19 protein-coding genes and 1 tRNA gene are annotated in these 19,506 nt (G+C 68.5%); 13 read left to right on the forward strand and 7 right to left on the reverse strand.

The window, feature by feature from the left end:
• Positions 1-113: 113 nt before the first annotated feature.
• From QMG86_RS32830 to QMG86_RS32840, 3 genes are read left to right on the forward strand one after another with little or no spacing between them, the layout of a single operon-like run.
• Complete coding sequence (locus tag QMG86_RS32830) at positions 114-1,808, forward strand: ABC transporter ATP-binding protein (RefSeq protein ID WP_281881258.1); 1,695 nt, start codon at positions 114-116, stop codon at positions 1,806-1,808.
• A complete protein-coding gene (locus QMG86_RS32835; protein ID WP_434086138.1) occupies positions 1,805-3,760 on the forward strand; it encodes an ABC transporter ATP-binding protein in 1,956 nt (651 codons plus the stop codon). Before QMG86_RS32830 ends, QMG86_RS32835 begins: the two co-directional genes overlap by 4 nt.
• 49 nt (positions 3,761-3,809) lie before the next feature.
• Positions 3,810-4,424, forward strand: coding sequence for a putative glycolipid-binding domain-containing protein (locus tag QMG86_RS32840; RefSeq protein WP_195084967.1), 615 nt, complete (start codon positions 3,810-3,812; stop codon positions 4,422-4,424).
• Between the two features lie 310 nt (positions 4,425-4,734).
• Here QMG86_RS32840 and QMG86_RS32845 read toward each other — a convergent pair whose 3' ends face one another.
• The gene (locus QMG86_RS32845) at positions 4,735-5,685 is read right to left on the reverse strand and encodes a prephenate dehydrogenase (RefSeq protein WP_434086139.1); all 951 of its coding nucleotides are present in this window, start codon (positions 5,683-5,685) and stop codon (positions 4,735-4,737) included.
• Between the two features lie 58 nt (positions 5,686-5,743).
• Here QMG86_RS32845 and QMG86_RS32850 point away from each other — a divergent pair, with 58 nt between their 5' ends.
• The 4 genes from QMG86_RS32850 (at position 5,744) to QMG86_RS32865 (ending at position 7,450) form a co-directional block, all read left to right on the forward strand.
• Positions 5,744-6,283 carry a tRNA adenosine deaminase-associated protein gene (locus QMG86_RS32850; protein ID WP_063019013.1) on the forward strand — a complete coding sequence of 180 codons (540 nt, stop codon included), beginning with the start codon at positions 5,744-5,746 and terminating at the stop codon, positions 6,281-6,283.
• Between the two features lie 43 nt (positions 6,284-6,326).
• Positions 6,327-6,761, forward strand: a complete 435-nt coding sequence (locus tag QMG86_RS32855) for a nucleoside deaminase (RefSeq protein ID WP_281881260.1) — start codon at positions 6,327-6,329, stop codon at positions 6,759-6,761.
• 57 nt (positions 6,762-6,818) lie between these two features.
• A tRNA-Ser gene (locus QMG86_RS32860) sits at positions 6,819-6,906 on the forward strand.
• Between the two features lie 88 nt (positions 6,907-6,994).
• On the forward strand, positions 6,995-7,450 hold the full coding sequence (locus QMG86_RS32865) for a deaminase (protein WP_281876771.1): 456 nt from the start codon (positions 6,995-6,997) through the stop codon (positions 7,448-7,450).
• Positions 7,451-7,456: 6 nt separating this feature from the next.
• Here QMG86_RS32865 and QMG86_RS32870 read toward each other — a convergent pair whose 3' ends face one another.
• From QMG86_RS32870 to QMG86_RS32890, 5 genes are read right to left on the reverse strand one after another with little or no spacing between them, the layout of a single operon-like run.
• Positions 7,457-8,404 carry an antibiotic biosynthesis monooxygenase gene (locus QMG86_RS32870; protein ID WP_281876772.1) on the reverse strand — a complete coding sequence of 316 codons (948 nt, stop codon included), beginning with the start codon at positions 8,402-8,404 and terminating at the stop codon, positions 7,457-7,459.
• A gap of 6 nt (positions 8,405-8,410) precedes the next feature.
• Positions 8,411-9,817 (reverse strand): amidohydrolase family protein, encoded by a 1,407-nt coding sequence (locus tag QMG86_RS32875; RefSeq protein ID WP_281876773.1) that lies wholly within the window; start codon positions 9,815-9,817, stop codon positions 8,411-8,413.
• A 52-nt stretch (positions 9,818-9,869) separates the two neighbouring features.
• A complete protein-coding gene (locus QMG86_RS32880) occupies positions 9,870-10,487 on the reverse strand; it encodes a carboxymuconolactone decarboxylase family protein (protein WP_281876774.1) in 618 nt (205 codons plus the stop codon).
• A gap of 1 nt (position 10,488) precedes the next feature.
• On the reverse strand, positions 10,489-10,812 hold the full coding sequence (locus QMG86_RS32885; RefSeq protein ID WP_281876775.1) for a hypothetical protein: 324 nt from the start codon (positions 10,810-10,812) through the stop codon (positions 10,489-10,491).
• A 57-nt stretch (positions 10,813-10,869) separates the two neighbouring features.
• Positions 10,870-11,157, reverse strand: coding sequence for a DUF6191 domain-containing protein (locus QMG86_RS32890; RefSeq protein WP_281876776.1), 288 nt, complete (start codon positions 11,155-11,157; stop codon positions 10,870-10,872).
• 181 nt (positions 11,158-11,338) lie between these two features.
• Here QMG86_RS32890 and QMG86_RS32895 point away from each other — a divergent pair, with 181 nt between their 5' ends.
• Positions 11,339-11,539 carry a hypothetical protein gene (locus QMG86_RS32895; RefSeq protein ID WP_281876777.1) on the forward strand — a complete coding sequence of 67 codons (201 nt, stop codon included), beginning with the start codon at positions 11,339-11,341 and terminating at the stop codon, positions 11,537-11,539.
• Between the two features lie 261 nt (positions 11,540-11,800).
• The gene (locus QMG86_RS32900; protein ID WP_281881261.1) at positions 11,801-11,998 is read left to right on the forward strand and encodes a hypothetical protein; all 198 of its coding nucleotides are present in this window, start codon (positions 11,801-11,803) and stop codon (positions 11,996-11,998) included.
• 52 nt (positions 11,999-12,050) lie between these two features.
• Here QMG86_RS32900 and QMG86_RS32905 read toward each other — a convergent pair whose 3' ends face one another.
• Positions 12,051-14,345, reverse strand: coding sequence for an MMPL family transporter (locus tag QMG86_RS32905; protein WP_281876781.1), 2,295 nt, complete (start codon positions 14,343-14,345; stop codon positions 12,051-12,053).
• A gap of 203 nt (positions 14,346-14,548) precedes the next feature.
• Here QMG86_RS32905 and QMG86_RS32910 point away from each other — a divergent pair, with 203 nt between their 5' ends.
• The 4 genes from QMG86_RS32910 to QMG86_RS32925 all read left to right on the forward strand — a co-directional run bounded on the left by QMG86_RS32910 (position 14,549) and on the right by QMG86_RS32925 (position 19,401).
• Complete coding sequence (locus QMG86_RS32910; RefSeq protein ID WP_281876783.1) at positions 14,549-15,139, forward strand: TetR/AcrR family transcriptional regulator; 591 nt, start codon at positions 14,549-14,551, stop codon at positions 15,137-15,139.
• Positions 15,140-15,175: 36 nt separating this feature from the next.
• Positions 15,176-15,679: an RrF2 family transcriptional regulator gene (locus QMG86_RS32915; protein ID WP_281876784.1), complete on the forward strand. Its 504-nt coding sequence runs from the start codon at positions 15,176-15,178 to the stop codon at positions 15,677-15,679.
• Between the two features lie 87 nt (positions 15,680-15,766).
• Complete coding sequence (locus QMG86_RS32920; protein WP_281876785.1) at positions 15,767-17,500, forward strand: ABC transporter ATP-binding protein; 1,734 nt, start codon at positions 15,767-15,769, stop codon at positions 17,498-17,500.
• Positions 17,497-19,401, forward strand: a complete 1,905-nt coding sequence (locus QMG86_RS32925) for an ABC transporter ATP-binding protein (RefSeq protein WP_281876787.1) — start codon at positions 17,497-17,499, stop codon at positions 19,399-19,401. The genes QMG86_RS32920 and QMG86_RS32925 overlap by 4 nt, the downstream gene beginning before the upstream one ends.
• Positions 19,402-19,506 lie beyond the last annotated feature (105 nt).

Genomic DNA, 19,506 nt, shown 5'->3' on the forward strand with positions numbered 1-19,506 from the left:
CACTGGACGTTTCGCCGGCCGAACCGGAGGCCGACAGAACGGAGCGGCCCGCCGCCACGGGCCGGCTGCATTCGCTGCGCCGATTCTGGCCGTACCTGCGTCCGCACATCGGGATGCTGCTCGCCGCCAGCGGCCTCGCGCTGCTGTCCGGCCTGACGGCCGTCGTCATTCCGCTGATGATCGCCCGGATCATCGATGGCCCGGTCGCCCACCGCGATCTCGGGGGCGCGCTGTGGCCGGTGGCCGCGGTGCTGGCGCTCGGCCTGCTGGAAGCCGGTGGCGTGTGGGGACGCCGCTGGCTGATCGCCGCGCCCGCGACCCGGTTCGAGATCACGTTGCGCGCCAAGATATTCCGGAAACTGCAAGCGCTGTCGATCGGCAGGCACGACGCGTGGGAGTCGGGTCAGCTGCTCTCGCGGGCGATCGACGACCTGGCCACCATGCGCCGGTTCGTCTCCTTCGCGGGACCGTTCCTGCTCATCCACGGTGTGATCATTCCGGTCGGCCTGCTCGTGCTGATCGCGCTGAGCCCGCAGATCGGCGCCATCTTCGCGGTGATCTCGATCCCGCTGGTCATCGGCTGCATCCGTTTCGAGCGCCGGTACGCGGTGGCCTCGCGGCGGTCCCAGGACCAGTCCGGTGACCTGGCCACCACCGCCGAGGAGTCCGCGCAGGGCGTACGGGTGCTCAAGGCGTTCGGACGGGGCGTTTTCTTCGGACGCCGTTTCACCGCCCAGGCGCAGGAGCTGCGGCAGACCGAGTTGCTGAAGGCGCGCCTGGACGCGACATTGTGGTCGAGCATGGTGAGCCTGCCGCAGCTGGCCATCGCGTTCGCGCTCGGCTACGGCGGGTACGCGGTGGCGCACGGCACGATGACGCTCGGCACCTTGATCGCGGGCATCACGCTGGCGACTTTCCTGCAGTGGCCGATCATCTGGACCGGCTTCCTGCTCGCCGAGCTGAACGACGCGCGCACCGCGGCCGACCGGTACTGGGAGATCATCGACACCCCCGTCGACATCACCGACCCGGCCGATCCGGTGGACCTGCCCGAGCGCATCCGCGGCGAACTGCGGTTGGACGCGGTGCGATTCGCCTTCCCCGACGCCGAGAAAGACGTGCTGCGGGAGGTGTCGCTGCGAGTTCGCCCAGGCGAGACGGTGGCGCTGGTCGGCGCGACGGGAAGCGGTAAGACAGCACTGCTGAACTTGATTCCGCGCTTGTACGACGTGTCCGGCGGCGCGATCACCATCGACGGCATCGATATCGCGACGATGCGCGTCGCCGACCTGCGGTCGCTGGTCTCGGTGGCGTTCGAGGACCCGGTGTTGTTCTCCGCGAGTGTGCGGGAGAACGTCGCGCTCGGCGACCCGGCCGCCACGGACGCCGATGTGCGCCGGGCGCTGGAGGTCGCGCAGGCCACCGAGTTCGTCGACGACCTGCCCTGGGGCTTGGACACCAGGATCGGCGAACAGGGCCTGAGCCTGTCCGGTGGCCAGCGGCAGCGACTCGCGCTGGCCCGTGCGGTGCTCACCGGCGCGGGCGGGGGCGAGGGCAGCCGGATCATGGTGCTCGACGACCCGCTGTCCGCGCTCGACGTGGAGACCGAGGAGCGGGTGCAGGCCCGTCTGCGCACCGTGCTGGCCGACGCGACGACGCTGCTCGTCGCGCACCGTCCGTCCACGGCGGCGCTGGCCGACCGGGTGGCGGTGCTCGCCGACGGCCGGATCGTCGCGGAGGGAACCCACGACCAATTGCTGCGTACCAGCAGAAGCTACCGCGAACTGATGGGAGGTGAGCAGCTGTGAGCATCACGACCACCGAATCGAAAGACGAGGCGCCGGAGGAGCTTCCGGAACCCGAGGAGCGGGCGGCCGACTGGCGCGGCATCGCGGGCGAGGACAAGGAGGTCACCGAGACCGGGAATCTGGTGCTGGCCGGACGCTCCCGGCGGCTACTGCTCGACCTGGTCAAGCCCTACCGCAAACTCACCGCGCTCGCGCTGGTGCTCATCGTGCTGGACAACGTCGCCAAGGTGTCGGCGCCGCTGTTCGTCGCGCACGGCCTGGACACCGGCATCGCGCGCGGTGTCGAGGGGAACTGGACGCCGCTGGCGTGGACCGTGGCCGGTTACCTCGGCTCGGTCCTGATCAGCGTGATCAGTACGTACTCCTTCCTGCGGGTGTCCGGCAGGCTGAGCCAGAGCGTGCTGTTCGACCTGCGCGTCCGCGCGTTCGCGCACACACAGCGGCTCAGCGTCGCCTTCCACGAGAAGTACACCTCGGGCAAGGTGGTGGCGCGGCTCACCGGCGACATCGAGACGCTGCAGGAACTGCTGGAGAGCGCGCTCAACCAGGCGCTGAGCGCGATCCTGTCGGTGGTCACCATCGCGGCGCTGCTGATCTACCTGGATCAGACGCTCGCCGCGATCGTGCTGACCGGATTCGTCCCGCTGGTGCTGGTCACCCGCTGGGCGCAGCGCAGGCAGCGCGCGGGCTACCGGCGCACGCGCGCCGCGATCGCCAAGGTGGTCGTGCAGTTCGTCGAGTCGATGGGCGGCATGCGGGCGGTGCAGGCGTTTCGCCGGGAGCAGCGCAACGAGTCGGTGCTTGCGATCGAGGACTCCGAATACCGCCGGGCGACCACCGCGGCCATGCGCGGCATGGGTGACTACGCCGGCCTGACCAAACTGCTCGGCAATCTGACCACCGTGATCATCATCGTGGTCGGCGCCTGGCGGGTGATCGAGGGTGATCTCGCGGTCGGCGTGCTCGCGGCCTACCTGCTGTACCTCAACGAGTTCTACGGGCCGCTGGACGAGCTGGCGCAGGTGTTCAACGCCTACCAGTCCGCGGCGGCCGCGCTGGAGAAGATCTCGGGCGTGCTGGAGGAGGAGCCGTCGGTGCCCGAGCCTGCGCGTCCGGTGGCGCTGGACAAGGCGTCCGGCGCGGTGCGGATGGAGAAGGTGTGGTTCGGCTATTCGAGCGCACCTGCGGCGGACGCCGGCCACTCGCCGAGAGCCGATGCCTCGACAGGGTCGTCCACCGAGCCGGGCAAGCCCGATCGGCGGACGCGGCCGGTGCTGCCGGAGTTCACCCTGGACATCCCGGCGGGGCAGGTGATCGCGCTGGTGGGTGCGACCGGCGCGGGCAAGTCGACGCTGGCGAAGCTGCTGACGCGGTTCTACGACCCGTCCGGCGGCACCGTCACCCTGGACGGCATCGACCTGCGCGACCTCGCCGACGTCGACCTGCGCCGCAACGTGGTGATGGTCACGCAGGAGTCGTACCTGTTCTCCGGGTCGGTGGCCGACAACATCCGGTTGGGCAGGCCCGAGGCCACCGACGCCGAGGTGTTCGCGGCGGCGCGCGCCGTTGGTCTGTACGACTTCGTGCAGGCGCTGCCGGAGGGCTTCGCCACCGACGTGCGCAAGCGCGGCGGCAGGCTCTCGGCGGGGCAGCGGCAGCTGGTCGCGTTCGCTCGGGTGTTCCTGGCCGATCCCGCCGTGATCGTGCTGGACGAGGCCACGTCGAGCCTGGACATTCCGAGCGAACGGCTGGTGCAGCGGGCGCTGGAGACCGTGCTGCGCGGGCGTACGGCGGTGATCATCGCGCACCGGCTGTCCACGGTGGCGATCGCGGACCGGGTGCTGGTGCTGGAGTCCGGCCGGATCGTCGAGGACGGCACGCCGGAGGCCCTGATCGCGGGGACCGGTCGGTTCGCCGGCCTGCACGCGGCGTGGCGGGAGTCGCTGGTGTGATGAGCGGCGGTTGTACGGGCCGGGGCCGGGTGTCGCTTACGGTAGATACGTGACGACCCCAGCCTCCGACCCCGAGAGCGCCGCCGCGAGCCCGCAGGAATCCCGGTGGCCGGCGATCCTCACCTGGCGCGCCCACGACGCGACGCGCATGGAGTCGGTGCGGGTGCAACTCAACGGCAACCGCATCCGCGCCGCCGGGCGCATGATCGGCGGCGCGAGCGCGGACCACCCCGCGTTCAGCGCGTCGTACGACCTGGTCACCGACGAGAACGGGGTGACGAAGCGGCTGTCGGTGCGCACCACGACGGCCGCCGGTGAGCGGCACGCCTCGATCGCCCGCGACGAGGAGGACTACTGGCTCGTCGACGCCGGCGGCAACCATGTGCGCTCGACCTTCGCCGGGGCGCTCGACGTGGACGTGGTGCTCAGCCCGTTCTTCAACACCCTGCCGATCCGCCGCTACGACCTGCAGCACGCGGTCGAGGACCGGCAGGTCCCGGTGGTCTACGTCCGCCTGCCCGACCTGCTCGTCCAAGAGGCCACGCTGATCTACAGCAGCGCCGCCGACGGCATCAGCGTGCTGTCGCCGGTGTCCAGCGCGACCGTCACGGTGGACGCCGACGGATTCGTGCTGGACTACCCGGGCCTGGCCGAACGCATCTGAGGCGACACCGCGGTACGCGAGTCGAGCTTTCGCGCCGAGGAGGGCCATCGAGTCCCGAGGTTCGAGTAATCTCGCCGACGCTCAGCCGGGGCCGCCGACGGCAGCGCCGAGCCGACACCCCGGACGAACTCGTTGTTCGGCAGCTACTCGACGGGGGAGTGTCGCCGGAGCTGCCCGGCTCGTCCTCGCACAGTTCGACGCCTGCGGACCTGCGGCCGAAGGGAACGTGGCAGTCGCGAGGTATTCACTCACGATCAGCAGCGGCCGGGCCGACTCCGGCAGGTCGGGGGAGTGGACGGCTCTCGCACGGTCAGTCCAGCCGGGTGATGACCCCGCCGCGCTCGCCTGCCGCGCGCAGGTGCTCCAGCCAATCGCGGTCACCCGCGCGGATATCCGTGATCTCCCAGCGCCGCGCGGATTCGTAGCGTCGCCGCGCGTCGTGCCCGGCCTCGACCAGATCCGCGAGGGACGTCGCGTCGCGCAGGCTGTCGCGGGCCGTGGCCAGCACCGTGAGCGTTTCGTCCAGAACCTCCAGCAGCGCGGTCGAATTCGGTTCGCAGATGGCGCGAACCAGGTCGGGCGCCGTGCCCGCGACCCGCGTACCGTCCCGGAACGACCCGGCCGCGAGTCCCAGCGCCAGATCACCGCCACCGGCGCCCGCCAGCGCCAGCGCCTCGGCAAGTACGTGCGGGAGATGGGAGATGCGCGCGACGGCGCGATCGTGCTCGGCGGCCACCACCGGAACCACCACCGAGCCGCAGTCCAGCGCGAGCCGCACCACGCGGGTCCACGGGTCGGCCCTGGTGCCTTCGTCCACGCCGACCGCCCATACCGCGTCGCCGAACAACTTGGCATCGGTGGCCGCCCAGCCCGATTCGGACGTGCCCGCCATCGGGTGACCGCCCACGTACCGGTCGGCGAGTCCGTGGGCGCGCACGGCCGCCGCGACCGGCGCCTTCACGCTCACCACGTCGGTGAGCGCGCACTGCGGCGCGTAGGTCGCGATGGCGGAGAGCATGTGGTCGACCGCGGGCATCGGCACCGCGACGACGATCAGCGCATCGGCCGCGGCCGCGCGGCGCAACGCGGCGGGCAGGTGTTCGGTGACGTCGAATCCGTCCGCGCGCGCGGCCCGCGCGCCCGCCGCCGACCGGTTGTAGCCCCAGCCGTCGTAGTCCGCGGCGACGGCCGCGCGCAATAGCGACCCACCGATCAAACCGGTCCCGAGGACGCATACGGGAGCTTTCTTCGCCGAAGTCACCGGAACAGATTCGCATACGACTTCAACATTTCCCCTCGAGCCGACTACCGTTGCGGCCATGGCAGCACAGCGCTCGGGCACGAACAGGGCGGCGTCGGACGATTACGACGACGTGGAAGGGTTCGCAGTGGCGGTTGTCCGCGAAGAAGGCAAATGGCGGTGCAGTCCGCTGAGCCGGGACGCCCTCACCGATTTGTCCGCCGCGGAGAGCGAACTGAAGGCTTTGCGCAGCTCCGGAGCGGTGTTCGGGTTGCTCGACATCGACGACGAGTTCTTCATCGTGCTCCGGCCCGCGCCGAGCGGAACCCGGATGCTCGTCTCGGACGCCACGGCCGCGATCGATTACGACATCGCCGCGGATGTCCTGGAAGCCCTGAACGTGGAAATCCCCGATATCGATCCGGACGAACTGGACGACGTGGAGCCGTGGGAGGAGGGCGACCTGGGGGTGCTCGCCGATCTGGGCCTGCCCGAACCGGTGCTGAGCGTCATCCTCGCCGAGACCGATCTCTATCCGGACGAGCAACTCGGCATGATCGCCCAGCGCCTCGGCTTCGCCGGAGAATTCGCCGCGGTACTGGACAAGCTGCCGCGCTGACGTGGGCGTTCCCCCGGACGACCCGATCCCGTCGGACGCCGACATGGTGCGCGCCGCCATCGCAGCCGCGGCGGCCGCCGGGGCTCGTGACGTGCCGGTCGGTGCGGTGGTATTCGACGCCGCCGGAAGAGAACTCGCGCGAGCCGCGAACGCCAGGGAGGCGCTCGGCGATCCGACCGCGCACGCGGAGATCCTGGCGCTGCGCCGGGCCGCCGCGGTCCACGGCGACGGCTGGCGACTGGAGGGCGCCACCCTCGCCGTCACGCTGGAGCCGTGCACCATGTGCGCGGGCGCGCTGGTGCTCGCGCGGGTCGGCCGCCTGGTCTTCGGCGCCTGGGAGCCGAAGACGGGCGCCGTCGGGTCGCTGTGGGACGTGGTGCGCGACCGTCGTCTCAACCACCGGCCCCAGGTGCGTGGCGGCGTGCTAGAGGACGAGTGCGCGGCGCTGCTCGACGATTTCTTCCGCGCCCAGCGCTGAGCCCGCAGGTCAGCAGGCGATTTAGTGATCCGGCGACGGTCCGGTATGGTTGTCGGCGGTGGCGTGTCCGAGCGGCCTAAGGAGCACGCCTCGAAAGCGTGTGAGGGGTAACCCCCCTCCGAGGGTTCAAATCCCTCCGCCACCGCTCCAGCCCCTCATCTGTTCGCGCAGGTGAGGGGCTTTTTCGATCGGTCGAAGGACGAGTGCGTCAGCAGCCGAAGGAGGGCGATACGGTGACCGAGCCCGACCACCGCTACTGGATGAACCGGGCCATCGAGCTCGCGCGCCTGTGCCCGGTGGCGGCGGGCGCGTTCTCGGTGGGGGCGGTGATCGTCGCCGACGGCGTGGAGATCGCGACCGGCTACTCCCGCGAGTCGGACCCGAAGGAGCACGCCGAGGAAGCCGCGCTGGGCAAGCTGGACCCGGCGGATCCGCGGCTGGCGCGGGCCACGCTGTACAGCACGCTGGAACCGTGCTCGGAACGCGGGACGAAGGATCGGCTGCCGTGCACGGATCGGGTGCTGCGGGCCGGCATCCCGATGGTGGTGATCGCGTGGCGCGAGCCGTCGACGTTCGTGGTGAATTGCGTGGGCGTGGAGAGGTTGCGGCAGGCGGGTGTGACGGTGGTGGAGCTTCCCGACCTGGCCGAGGCCGCGATGTCGATGAACCGGCACCTCGATCTGTCCTGAGCGGGCTCAGTCGTAATCCCAGTACTGCAACCAGCGCACCGACGCGAACAGCAGCAGCGTCAGCGCGTAGAGCGCGACGACCACCGCCGCGCCCATGACGCTGACGCGCGGGCTCGCGCCGTCGATCGGATCGAGCCAGCGGCGGAACCAGCTCGCGACCGCGGGCGAGAGGAAGTAGCTCATCAGGCCCACGCTGATGATCTGGCTGAGCCACAGGGCCAGCCACGGTGGCGCGGCGAGCCGGTCGAGCACCGGCCCGAGGAAGCGCGACAGCACCATTACCGTCGGATACAACACCAGCAGCACCATCATGGCGGTCTTCCAGGTCGGCGTCATCCTGGTCTCACCGCCGACCGTTCGCACGGTCGAGCCGAACGGCGTGGTGTGCGCGTCCACGGTGAAGTCCTCGGTCAGTTTCTCCCGCAGTTCCGGTAAGGCGGCGGCGCGTTCGTCGGAGCGCAGCCATTCCGACAATTGCCGTTCCGTGCGGAATCGAAGCACCGAGAACCAGCGCCCGCCGTCCGACGGGAACAGGGCAGCGCCTTCGAATCCGGGGAACTTCGAGCTCACGGCGACCAGTCGCGCCTCGGTCGCCTCGAATTCGGCTTCCTTCTCGCGTGCGACGCTGTGCCGGAAAACGCCGATGCCCGGCGGCGGCGACTCGCCTTCCACGAAGACCAGATCCGAACTCTTGCGATGGAAGCCGAGCGCTGCGCCGTCGGACAATGCGCCCGCCCGTTCGGCCGAGTCGAGGAATGCGTGCAGCGCCGGTTCGGATCGGAATGTGACGCTGCATCCCGGATCCAGCAGCGGATTTTCGGTCACCGCCACGGACGCATTCACGAATCCGTCCTTCTCGCGGGCTAATTCGGTCATCCGCGCCAGCCATTCCCGGAAAGCCGCGTCGTGCGCTGGTCGGTGGAAGACCGTTACGGCGGTGGCGGCGGCGTCCATCGGGAACTATGCGGCGTCGACCCGACGGCCCCGCACGTAGACCTCGGTGATCGCGGGCTCGCGAATACCCATCAGCAGCGCGAACAGCGTCTGATCCCGCGCCAATGCAGGGTCGTCGGAACGAATGCCGAATGCCAGGCTGCTTTCCAGCGCCGGAACGCGCCCCGGTTCGATCACGAGGAAATCGGCCTCCTTGCCGATGTCGAAGTTCCCGAACCGGTCTTCCATATCCAAGGCGCGTGCGCCGGCCAGCGTGCCGGTGAACAGCATTTCCGCCGGATGCATCGACACGCCGAGCTCGCCCGGCTCGGAGATGTGCACCTTGAACGCGGCCGACAGCACCTGCGGGATCAGCCATTCGTCGCCGCCGCCGTAATCGGTGCCCGCGGCCACCGTGACGCCCGAGGCGAGCGTCCGCTTCCACGGCATGGTGCCGGAGCCGAGGAACTGCTGCGATACCGGGCAGTGCGCGACCGACGTGCCGGTCTCGGCCATCCTCCGCAGCTCGGCGTCCTGACAGTGCACGCAATGGGCGAGGATGCTGCGCCTGCCGAGCAGGCTTTTGCCCCCCGTGGCCGATCCGGGCAGGAACTTCCCGTCGTAGGTGTCCAGGTAGGTCGTCACGCCGTATGCCTGCTTGGTGCTGTCGACTTCACCGGTGCCCGGGCGGTTGTTCTCGTTGAGGTGGGTGTGGAAGTAGACGCCGCGCCCGCGCACCGAATCGTAGAGTTCGCCCAGGTTCTTCAACGTCGTCCGAGTGACCGCCAAGGAGAACCGCGGGACGATCGCCACGTGCAGTAGCGCGGTGCCCACCTCACCGGTGTCGGCCGCGTGCCACTTGCCGATCTCCTCGCCGGTCAGGCGAATGGCATCGTCTTCGGAGGTGATCAAGGGCGCCGCCGCGGGTTCTCCCGTCGTCTGGATGCCGCGGCCACCGACCATCCGGAGCCCGCGCCGCCGGGTTTCGGCGAACAGGGCGTCTTGCGCGTGCGGGAAGGCCGAGCCGAAGACCATCGCCGCCGTGGTGCCCGCGGCGATGCGGCGCGCGCAGAATTCGGCGGCCGCGCGCCGGGCGAATTCGGGGTCGGCGTACCGGGATTCCGCCGGATAGATGCACAATTCGAGCCACTCCAGCAGCTGCCCGCCGCCGTAGGCGTCCCCCGCGAAGGTCTGCGGGAAATGAATGTGGGTGTCGACGAATCCGGGAAGCAGGAATCCGGGGCGATGATCGAACACCTTTTCGGCGCGGTACTCGGCCGGAATATCGGAGCGCGGTCCGCAGAATGCGACACGGCCACTGTCGTCGATTATCAGCGCGCCGTCCGGGACGTCGACCAGCGCGTCGGACACAGCGCCGGCAGCGGGACTTCCGGCGATGTGAAAAATGTGCCCCAAGTGGACTTGGCTCACCATTCGAGGAGAACACACATCGATCCGGGACGCGAGCGGATCGCGTGAAATGAGATCAGACGCCGCGCGAGAACAATGTCACCGGTGGCGGCATACGGTAGCCGGCGAGTTTGATGAATCGCGCGCTCACGCCGCGCTGCCTGTCCTCCAATGGTCCCGCTCCGACGGTGTTCATCATGCGGTTGATCACGTTGAAGCAGGTGCCCACCCAGACGGCCTCGTCGAACGCTTCGCGGGAAACGCCCGCCAGCCGGACCAGCGCGGCGTCCTCGGCGGTCAACGCGTCGGGGTCACGAGCCATCTTCGCGAGGAAATCGAGCATGACCCGGGCCTCGGGGCGCAGCGGGGAGTCCTTGCCGCCGGCCAAGGCGCGGGTCACCACGTCGGCGTCGGCGTACGCGCCCGCGATCGCTTCGTGCGAGGTGGCGCAGAACGGGCACTCGTTGGCCTGGGAGGTGTGCGTCGCGAAGATCTCGCGTTCGGCGACGGTCCAGTAGGAGGGGCCGCGCATGACGTCCTGAATCAGCTCCGACAGCGGGGATCCGAAGAATCTGTGCCGGTAGAACAGCACCTTCAGCACCGCGGGGACTTCCACGCGGCTGAACCGCCGCATGGTCCACAACACGAGCCGGGTCGGCCGGTCGTGGCCGGATCGCACCGCTTCCAGCCACATCTCAGTACCCCTCCCACGCCAGGCGAGCCGCGCGCAGGCGCCGGTCGGCCGCACCGTAGGCGGCCACCGCGGTCGCCTCGAAGATCTCGTCGTCGGTGTGCCCGGCCGCTTTCAGTGCCGCGATCTCCTGCTCGGTGACCCGGTAGGACCGCTCGGCCACCAGGTCGCCGAAGGCGGCGAGTTCCGGCGCGACGTCCTGGCCGGAGTCGGCGGTCCCGGCAGCCCCGTCGCGCAGGACGCGGCGGACCTCGCTGGGCAGCTGTCCCGGCGCGGACGCGAGGTGCTCGCCGAACCGCCGCCATTTCTCATCCATCGAGGCGCGCATGGCCTCATTCTGGCCGACGACCGCCGCCTTCGCTGGAAATCTCAGGGGCGCAGCGGTTCACTCTCCCGCTTCCCGGCGCAGCACCACCTTGTGTCCGTCGAGGTCGACACCGACCAACGGCGGCGCGCCCTCGTCCTGCTCGTCGCGCAGCATCGACACCGATTCGCGATGATCCAGCTCCATGCGCTTGGTGGCGTACAACAGCGCGGTGAACTCGTCGGTGAAGGTGCCGGAGATCGGTGTGCGGCGGCGTCGGCGGCGTTTGTTCACGGTGAGCTCGAAGACCGCCACCAGCACGAGCAGGATGACCCACCCGGGAATCCACCACTGCAACACCGCCGCCATACCTGCCGAAGCTACCAGCCGACGGCCCCCGCCGCCCCCGCCGAACGGCACGAAAACTGGCCCGTTCCGCGACGGGTAATCGGCGCGATCGCGGGTATACGCCCGATACGGAAGTGCGGGAAGGACGCGATGCCAGATGCGCCGTCGGACAATCCGCGCGGGAACGATGCGCGAGAGAAACATGAGAATCGGAAGTGTAATCGTCTTGATCTGGTTGCTGATCGGCGTGATCGCCGCGGCACAACGCCACTATTTCGACAGTGGACCGGTCAACTGCGCCGGTTTCGGCACTATCGCCGTCACTGTCATCGCGGGACCGCTCAACTACATGGGCGTGAATCCGAAGATCGCGGATTGCAATGTCCCGCAACCGAGTCCGTAGTCCGATCGAGTGAACGAGGACGGCCGGGTGGCAGGCCACCCGGCCGTCGCTTTTCGTCTGCCGGAATGTGAACCAAGTGTTTGCTACTCCGCGATGCAATCGCTGCTACCTCGGGTTCGTTGGGTAACTGTCGGTATGGCCGGGTATTCCCCCTCGACGGGGGCCACGGAAGGAACCGATGAGATGCGCGATTACGAACGTCGTGGGCGTGATTACGAACGTCGTGCGCGTGCCGGGCGTGGCCCCGGCGTAGGCTCCCGGCTGCTCGGGTTCCTGCTGCTGGCCTGGCTGGCGGTCGGGTTGCTCGCGGCCGGTCAGCGGCACTATTTCGACAGCGGCCCCCCGCTGAACTGTGCCGGTTGGGGCACGATCGGTCTCACCGCCCTCGCCGGCCCACTCAACTACATCGGGGTGAATCCGCGGGTCGGCGACTGCGAACTCCCGCAACCCAGCCGGTGAAACGCACTCGGCCCCGCATCCGGACTCCGGATGCGGGGCCGAGGCCGCCGGATCAGTTGACGCCGACCGGCACCTTCGCCGTCTCGGCCGAACGCTGCTGCAGCTCACGCAGCTTCGAGCCCTCGACGTCGATGTCGGGCAGGATGCGGTCGAGCCACTTCGGCATCCACCACGACCACTTGCCCATCAGCACCAGCAGCGACGGGATCAGCACCATGCGGACCACGAACGCGTCCAGCAGCACGCCCGCCGCCAGGGCGAAGCCGAACGACTTCGCCGTCACGTCGGTCTCCAGCAGGAACGAACCGAACACCGAGATCATGATGATCGCCGCCGAGGTCACCACGCGCGCGCCGTGGTGGTAACCGGCGACCACCGCCTCCTTGGCCGACTTGCCGTGCACGAACTCCTCGCGCATCCGGGTCACCAGGAAGACCTGGTAGTCCATCGCGAGGCCGAACACCAGGCCGATCAGCATGATCGGCATGAAGCTGACCAGCGGATGCGGATCCTCGATCAGGCCCAGCTTGCCCTCCTGGAAGATCAGCACGGTCGCGCCGAAGGTCGCGGCCATCGACAGCAGGAATCCGAGGGCGGCGGTGAGCGGCACCAGGATCGACCGGAACACCAGGATCAGCAGCACGAACGCCGCGCCCGCCACGATCGCCAGGTAGGGCACGATCTTGCTGAGCAGCACGTGGTCCACGTCGGCGTAGATCGCCGTGGTGCCGGTGATGCCGTACTCGATGCCGTACTCGGCCTTCAGCTGGCCTTCGGCCTCCCTGGCGTCCTGCACCAGGTCCTTGGTGGCCTGGTTGTTCGGCCCGGACTTCGGCACGCCGTCCAGCAGCGCGCCCTGCTGGTCCTGGCTCCACTGCGGCTCGGTCACGTAGTCCATGCCCGGATAGGACGCGAGCTTGTCGCGCAGCGCCTTGACCGCGGCATCCCGGTTCTCGGCGGGCACGGCGCTCAGGTCGACGGCCACGTTCAGCACGCCGTTGCTGCCCTCGCCGAAGCCCTCGGTACGCAGCTCGTAGGCCTTCCGGATGGTGGAGGTCTTCGGCATGCTGTCGTCACCCGGCAGGCCCAGGTTCAGACCGGCCGCGGGAGCGGCGAGCGCGCCGAGCACTACGACGCTCAGCACCAGTGCGACCCACGGCATACGGCCGATCAGCCGGCCGAAGCGCATGCCGTTGGTCACCGAGCTGTCGTCCTCGGGATCGTGCTGGGCGACGACGGGCAGCTTCGGCTTGAACAGGAAGCGGCCGAACGCGCCGAGCAGCGCGGGCATCAGCGTGATCGCGGTGAGAACCGCGAAACCGGCGGCGATCGCGCCACCGAGGCCCATGAAGGTCATGAACTCGACGCCGACGATGCTCAGGCCCGCCAGCGCGATGATGACGGTCAGGCCGGCGAACACGACGGCGGAACCGGCCGTGCCGAGCGCGGTGCCCGCCGCCTCTTCCGGCGCGTCCTGGACCGCGAGTTCGTGCTTGTACCTGGACACGATGAACAGCGCGTAGTCGATGGACAGCGCGATGCCGATCATCGAGGCGAGGAAGGTGGTGAAGCTGGGGACCTCGATCACCGACGTGCCGAGCATGATCAGCGAGGTGGCCGCGCCGAGGCCGACGATCGCGGTGACGATCGGCACGAACGCGGCGACGATGGCGCCGAACGCGACGATCATCACGACCAGTGCGACGGCCATGCCGATCATCTCGGACTTACCGCTGGGCGCTTCCTGCTTCTGCGCGATCGAACCGCTCATCTCGACCGTGAGCCCGGCGTTGCGCGCGTCGGCGGCGACGTCGTACGCCGCTTCCCGGTGCGCGTCGGTGACGTCGGTGAACTTCGCGATCGTGAACGGGACGTTGATCACCGCCACGGTCGCGGGCGCGGTCTTGCTGAGCACGTTCAGCGGGGCGCCACTGCACTGCGCGGGGTCGGGGGCGGTCAGGCAACCCATCTTCTCGGTCGCGTCGACCGGATTGGTGATGGGCTTGCTGTGATCGACGATGTCGAGCTGGCCGAGCTTGGCGATGAACGCTTCCAGCGCCGCACGGTTGGCCGGATCGGTCAGCTTCTGTCCCTCCGGCGCGGCGGCGACGTAGGTGCCGGTGACCGCGTCGAACTTGAACGCGGCCGAGGCGCCGGGGAAGTGCTTGTCGAGGATTTCGTTGGCGCGTTCGGAAGGCAGGTCCGGCATGCTGAAGTCGTTGCTCATCGGCTTGCTGAGCTGTGCTCCCAAACCACCGAGGAGCACGAACAAGACGAGCCAGACGGGAAGGACTATCCATTTCCGGCGGAAGGCGAACTTCCCCCATCTGTACAGATAAACGGACACGAGTGCTTACTCCTAGCGATGACTGGGATCGTGCTGGGTCTGCGTGTAGACAGCACTCGCGGAGGTGCCCTGCCTGCCTCCGCCTCCACTGACGCTTTCTGCCTACCGTGCGGTAGGTAGACTACCCAGGAGCTAAGCGGAGGTACAACCTCTATTCTGCGGGCGACATTCGCTCGATGCGAAGGTGATGAGAGGATCATCGAATGGCTGTGCGTGACACACCCGGCGCTGTCGCCGCAGGTGGAGGCACTAAAAGCGCGATTCGGGACGCTGCGGTGAAGCTCTTCGGAGCCAAAGGATTCGAGCAGACCAGCCTGCGCGAGGTCGCGGATGCGGTAGGAATCACAAAGGCGTCGCTCTACTATCACTACGCGTCGAAGCTCGATCTGCTATTGGCGATCATCGACCCGATCGTCGATCACATGCGTTCGGTCGTGGACGATCTCGACCAGATGCCGCACGATGCCGAGAGCATCCGCCAGGTCCTGCGGACGTATCTACGCGGCCTTATCCATCATCGTGACGCCGGAGCCCTGGTCGTGCGCGACACCGTCACGATCATCAACGCCATGGCCGACCGTTACCCGGATCTGATGGACGCCAGCCAGGCGCTGCGTGAGTGGCTGGCCGGGCCGGACGCCACCGAGGAGGCGCAGTTGCGCGCCTGCGCCGCGCTCGAGGTGATCGGTGTGGCGCTGGTGTCCAAGGAACTCGTGCCTGGCGCGGACGATTCGCTGGTGGAATCGTCACTGTTGGATGCCGCGACCTGCGTGCTGGCAGGTGGCGGCGCGTAGATTCGACGTATCCCCTCGACGCCAGGAGTCGCCGCTGTGCACATCACCGCGAAGGTCGATTACGCGGTGCGGACGCTGCTCGAGATCGCAGGCGCGCCGCGGCTGGAACAGTCCGTGGCCGGGCTCGGCGCACCTCTCGTGCAGGCCGCGCCGGTGGTCAAGGCCGAAGCGATCGCCACCGCCCAGCGGATCCCGCCCAAGGTGCTCGAATCCGTGCTCGGCGAGCTGCGCCGGGCCGAACTGGTGATCAGCAGGCGAGGACCGGACGGTGGCTATTGGCTGGCCAGGCCCGCCGCCGACATCTCCATCGCCGATGTGATCCGCGCGATCGAGGGTCCCCTCGCGTCCGTGCGCGGTGCGCGCCCGGAGGACGTCCGCTACTCCGGCGTGGCGGAGCCGTTGCAGCGGGTGTGGATCGCACTGCGGGTCAACATCCGCGCGGTGCTGGAGAACGTCACGATCGCCGACATCGCGAGCGATCGGCTGCCCGGATTCGTCGAGGCGCTCACCGAAGACCCGGGCGCGTGGGCGCGCCGCTGACACCGTCGACCCCCACGGGAGCCCATCCATGCAGGTCAGAAATGTCCACGACGCGTCGCGCCGACAGCCGGTAGCCTGCGATTCATCATGCTGATCAGACTCCTCCGCACGCATCTGTACCCTTACCGCGCCCAGCTGGCGGGGGTCGTTGTGCTTCAGCTGATTTCCGTCATCGCGATGCTGTATCTGCCGAGCCTGAACGCGGACCTGATCGACGACGGCGTCACCAAAGGTGATCTCGGTTATATCTGGACCACCGGCTTGTGGATGCTCGCCGTCACGGGCGTGCAGATCGTCGCCTCGGCCGCTTCGGTCTATCTCGGCGCGCAGGCGGCCATGGGCGCGGGCCGCGACCTGCGCGGCGCGCTGCTGCACAAGGTCGGTACGTTCTCCGCGCGCGAAGTGGGCATGTTCGGCGCACCGTCGTTGATCACCCGCAACACCAACGACATTCAGCAGGTGCAGCTGCTCATCGTGATGTCGGCGACCATCCTGGTGATGGCGCCGATCATGTGCGTGGGCGGCATCATCATGGCGTTGCGCGAGGATCTCGGCCTGTCCTGGCTGCTGCTGATCGCGGTCCCCGCGCTGGGGCTGTCGATGGGCGTGCTGATCTCCAAGATGGTGCCCGGCTTCCGCGACATGCAGGCCAGGATCGACGAGGTGAATCGGGTACTGCGCGAGCAGATCACCGGTATCCGCGTGGTGCGCGCTTTCGTGCGGGAGCGGCAGGAGACCTGGCGGTTCGGCCTGGCCAATACCGAACTCACCGACACTGCGCTGCGGGTCGGCCGGTTGATGGCGCTGATGTTCCCCACGGTCATGCTGATCAGCAATGTCACCGCCGTGGCGGTGATCTGGTTCGGCGGACACGCGATCGACGCGGGGCACATGCAGATCGGTTCGCTCACCGCGATGCTGTCCTACATCATGCAGATCCTGATGGCCGTGATGATGGCCTCGTTCCTGGCCATGATGGCGCCGCGCGCCGCGGTCTCCGCCGACCGGGTCGGCGAGGTGCTCGACACCGAGTCCTCGGTCCACCCTCCGCGCCTGCCACAGCCGTTCACCGACGACCCGGCCGTCGTGGACATCCAGTTCGCCGAGTTCGCCTTTCCCGGCGCCGAGAAGCCGGTGCTGAAAGCGATCCGGTTCCAAGTGCGGCCCGGCACCACCACCGCGATCGTCGGCTCCACCGGCGCGGGGAAGACCACGCTGATCAATCTCATCCCCCGGCTGATGGACGTCACCGACGGCGCGGTCTACGTCGGCGGCACCGACGTTCGCCACATCGACCTGGAGATCTTACGTTCGCAGATCGGCCTCGTCCCGCAGAAGGCGTACCTCTTCTCCGGCACGATCGCCAGCAATCTGCGCTACGGCAATCCGCACGCCACCGACGAGGAACTCTGGCGCGCACTGGAGATCGCGCAGGCCGCCGATTTCGTCCGGGAGATGCCGGAGGGGCTGCAAACACCCGTAGCCCAGGGTGGCACCACCGTCTCCGGCGGGCAGCGCCAGCGGTTGGCCATCGCGCGAGCGCTGGTGAAAAGGCCGAGGGTGTACCTGTTCGACGATTCGTTCTCCGCGCTCGACGTCGCGACCGACGCCCGGCTGCGCGCGGCGCTGAAGCCGGAGACCGCGGACGCGTCGGTGCTCATCGTCGCGCAGCGCATCGCCACCATTCGGGACGCGGACCAGATCGTGGTGCTCGAAGACGGCGCGGTGGCGGGCATCGGCACCCACGAGCAGCTGCTGCGGGATTGCTCGGAGTACCGGGAGATCGTCGAGTCGCAACTGAGTGCCGAGGAGGCGCGATGAGGCCCGGAATGCCCACTCCCGGTGCGCCGGGCACCAAGGCGAAATCGTTCGGACCCTCGCTGAAACGGCTGCTGCGCAGGCTCGCGCCGGAGCGGGTCCAGGTCGGGCTGATCGTCGCGCTGGTGATCGTCTCGGTGGTGCTGAACACCATCGGCCCGTACATCCTCGGCAAGGCGACCAATCTGGTCTTCGACGGTGTGGTCGGCAAACAGCTGCCGCCCGGCGTGTCCAAGGACCAGGCGATCGAAGCGCTGCGGGCCAAGGGCGACAACACATTCGCCGACATGCTCAGCGCCATGGACGTGGTGCCCGGCGTCGGGGTGGACTTCGGCGCGGTCGGCCGGGTGCTCACCTTGGTGCTGCTGCTGTACATCGGCGCGGCCGTCTTCGGCTGGTTGCAGGGCTACCTGCTCAACGTCGTGATCAACCGGACGGTCAAGCGGCTGCGCAGTGAGGTCGAGGACAAGATCCATCGGCTTCCGTTGCGCTACTTCGATTCCGCTCCGCGCGGCGACGTGCTCAGCCGGGTGACCAACGACGTCGACAACGTTTCCCAGAGCCTGCAGCAGACCATGAGCCAGCTGCTCATCTCGGTGTTCTCGGTGCTCGGCATCCTGGTCATGATGTTCTGGATCTCCTGGCAGCTGGCGGTGATCGCGTTGCTCACCGTGCCGGCCGCCATCGTGGTCACCGCGCAGATCGCCAAAAGGTCCAAGCCGCACTTCGTCAACCAGTGGAAGTACACCGGCCTGGTGAACGCCCAGGTCGAGGAGGCCTACACCGGCCACGAGGTGGTCACCGCGTTCGGGCGCAACCGCGAGGTCGGCAAGGAGTTCGACCAGCGCAACGAGGAGCTCTACCAGGCCAGCTTCAAAGCGCAGTTCATCTCCGGCCTGATCATGCCCGCGATCATGTTCCTCGGGAACGTGAACTTCGTGCTGGTCGCGCTCGTCGGCGGCCTCAAAGTGGCCACCGGCAGTCTCTCGCTCGGCGAGGTGCAGGCGTTCATCCAGTACTCCCGTCAGTTCAGCCAGCCGCTGACGCAGCTCGGCGCGATGGCCAACCTGTTGCAGTCCGGTGTCGCTTCGGCCGAGCGGATCTTCGAGATCCTCGACGCCGACGAGCAGAGCCCGGACCCGGTGATGGCCGACGCGCGCCCGGTCGACCGCGGCCGGGTGGAGTTCGAGGCCGTCTCGTTCCGCTACGAACCGGACAAGCCGGTGATCGAGCGGCTGTCCCTGGTCGCCGAGCCCGGGCACGTGGTCGCCATCGTCGGCCCCACCGGCGCGGGCAAGACCACGCTGGTGAACCTGCTCATGCGGTTCTACGAACTGGACGCGGGCACGATCACCATCGACGGGGTCGACATCACCGAGATCACCCGCGACCACCTGCGTTCGCGCATCGGCATGGTCTTGCAGGACACCTGGCTGTTCCGGGGCACGATCCGGGAGAACATCGCCTACGGCAACCCGAACGCGAGCGAAGAGGAGATCCTCGCCGCGGCGCGCGCCGCCTACGTGGACCGTTTCGTGCACGCGCTGCCCGACGGCTACGACACGGTCATCGACGAGGAGGGCTCCGGTGTCAGCGCCGGCGAGAAACAGCTGATCACCATCGCGCGCGCGTTCCTCGCCAAGCCGTCCATCCTCATCCTGGACGAGGCCACCAGTTCGGTGGACACTCGCACCGAACTGCTGGTGCAGCACGCCACCGCCGCCCTGCGCCGTGACCGGACCAGTTTCGTCATCGCCCACCGCCTGTCCACCATCCGCGACGCCGACCTGATCGTCGTCATGGAGGAGGGGCGGATCGTGGAACACGGCTCGCACGAACGCCTGCTCGAGGAGCGGGGCGCGTACTACCGCCTGTACAACGCGCAGTTCGCCGGCGCTGTGTAGGTCTCGCAGCGCCGACGGCGCGCTTCGTTCGAAGGATGCCGGCGTCGGCCGGGGCGCGTCGAGTTGTGACCGCGGCACTGCGGAGGGTTTCGTCGTCGCCAGGGG

The sequence above is a fragment of the Nocardia sputorum genome, from assembly GCF_027924405.1.
Lineage (GTDB): Bacteria > Actinomycetota > Actinomycetes > Mycobacteriales > Mycobacteriaceae > Nocardia > Nocardia sputorum.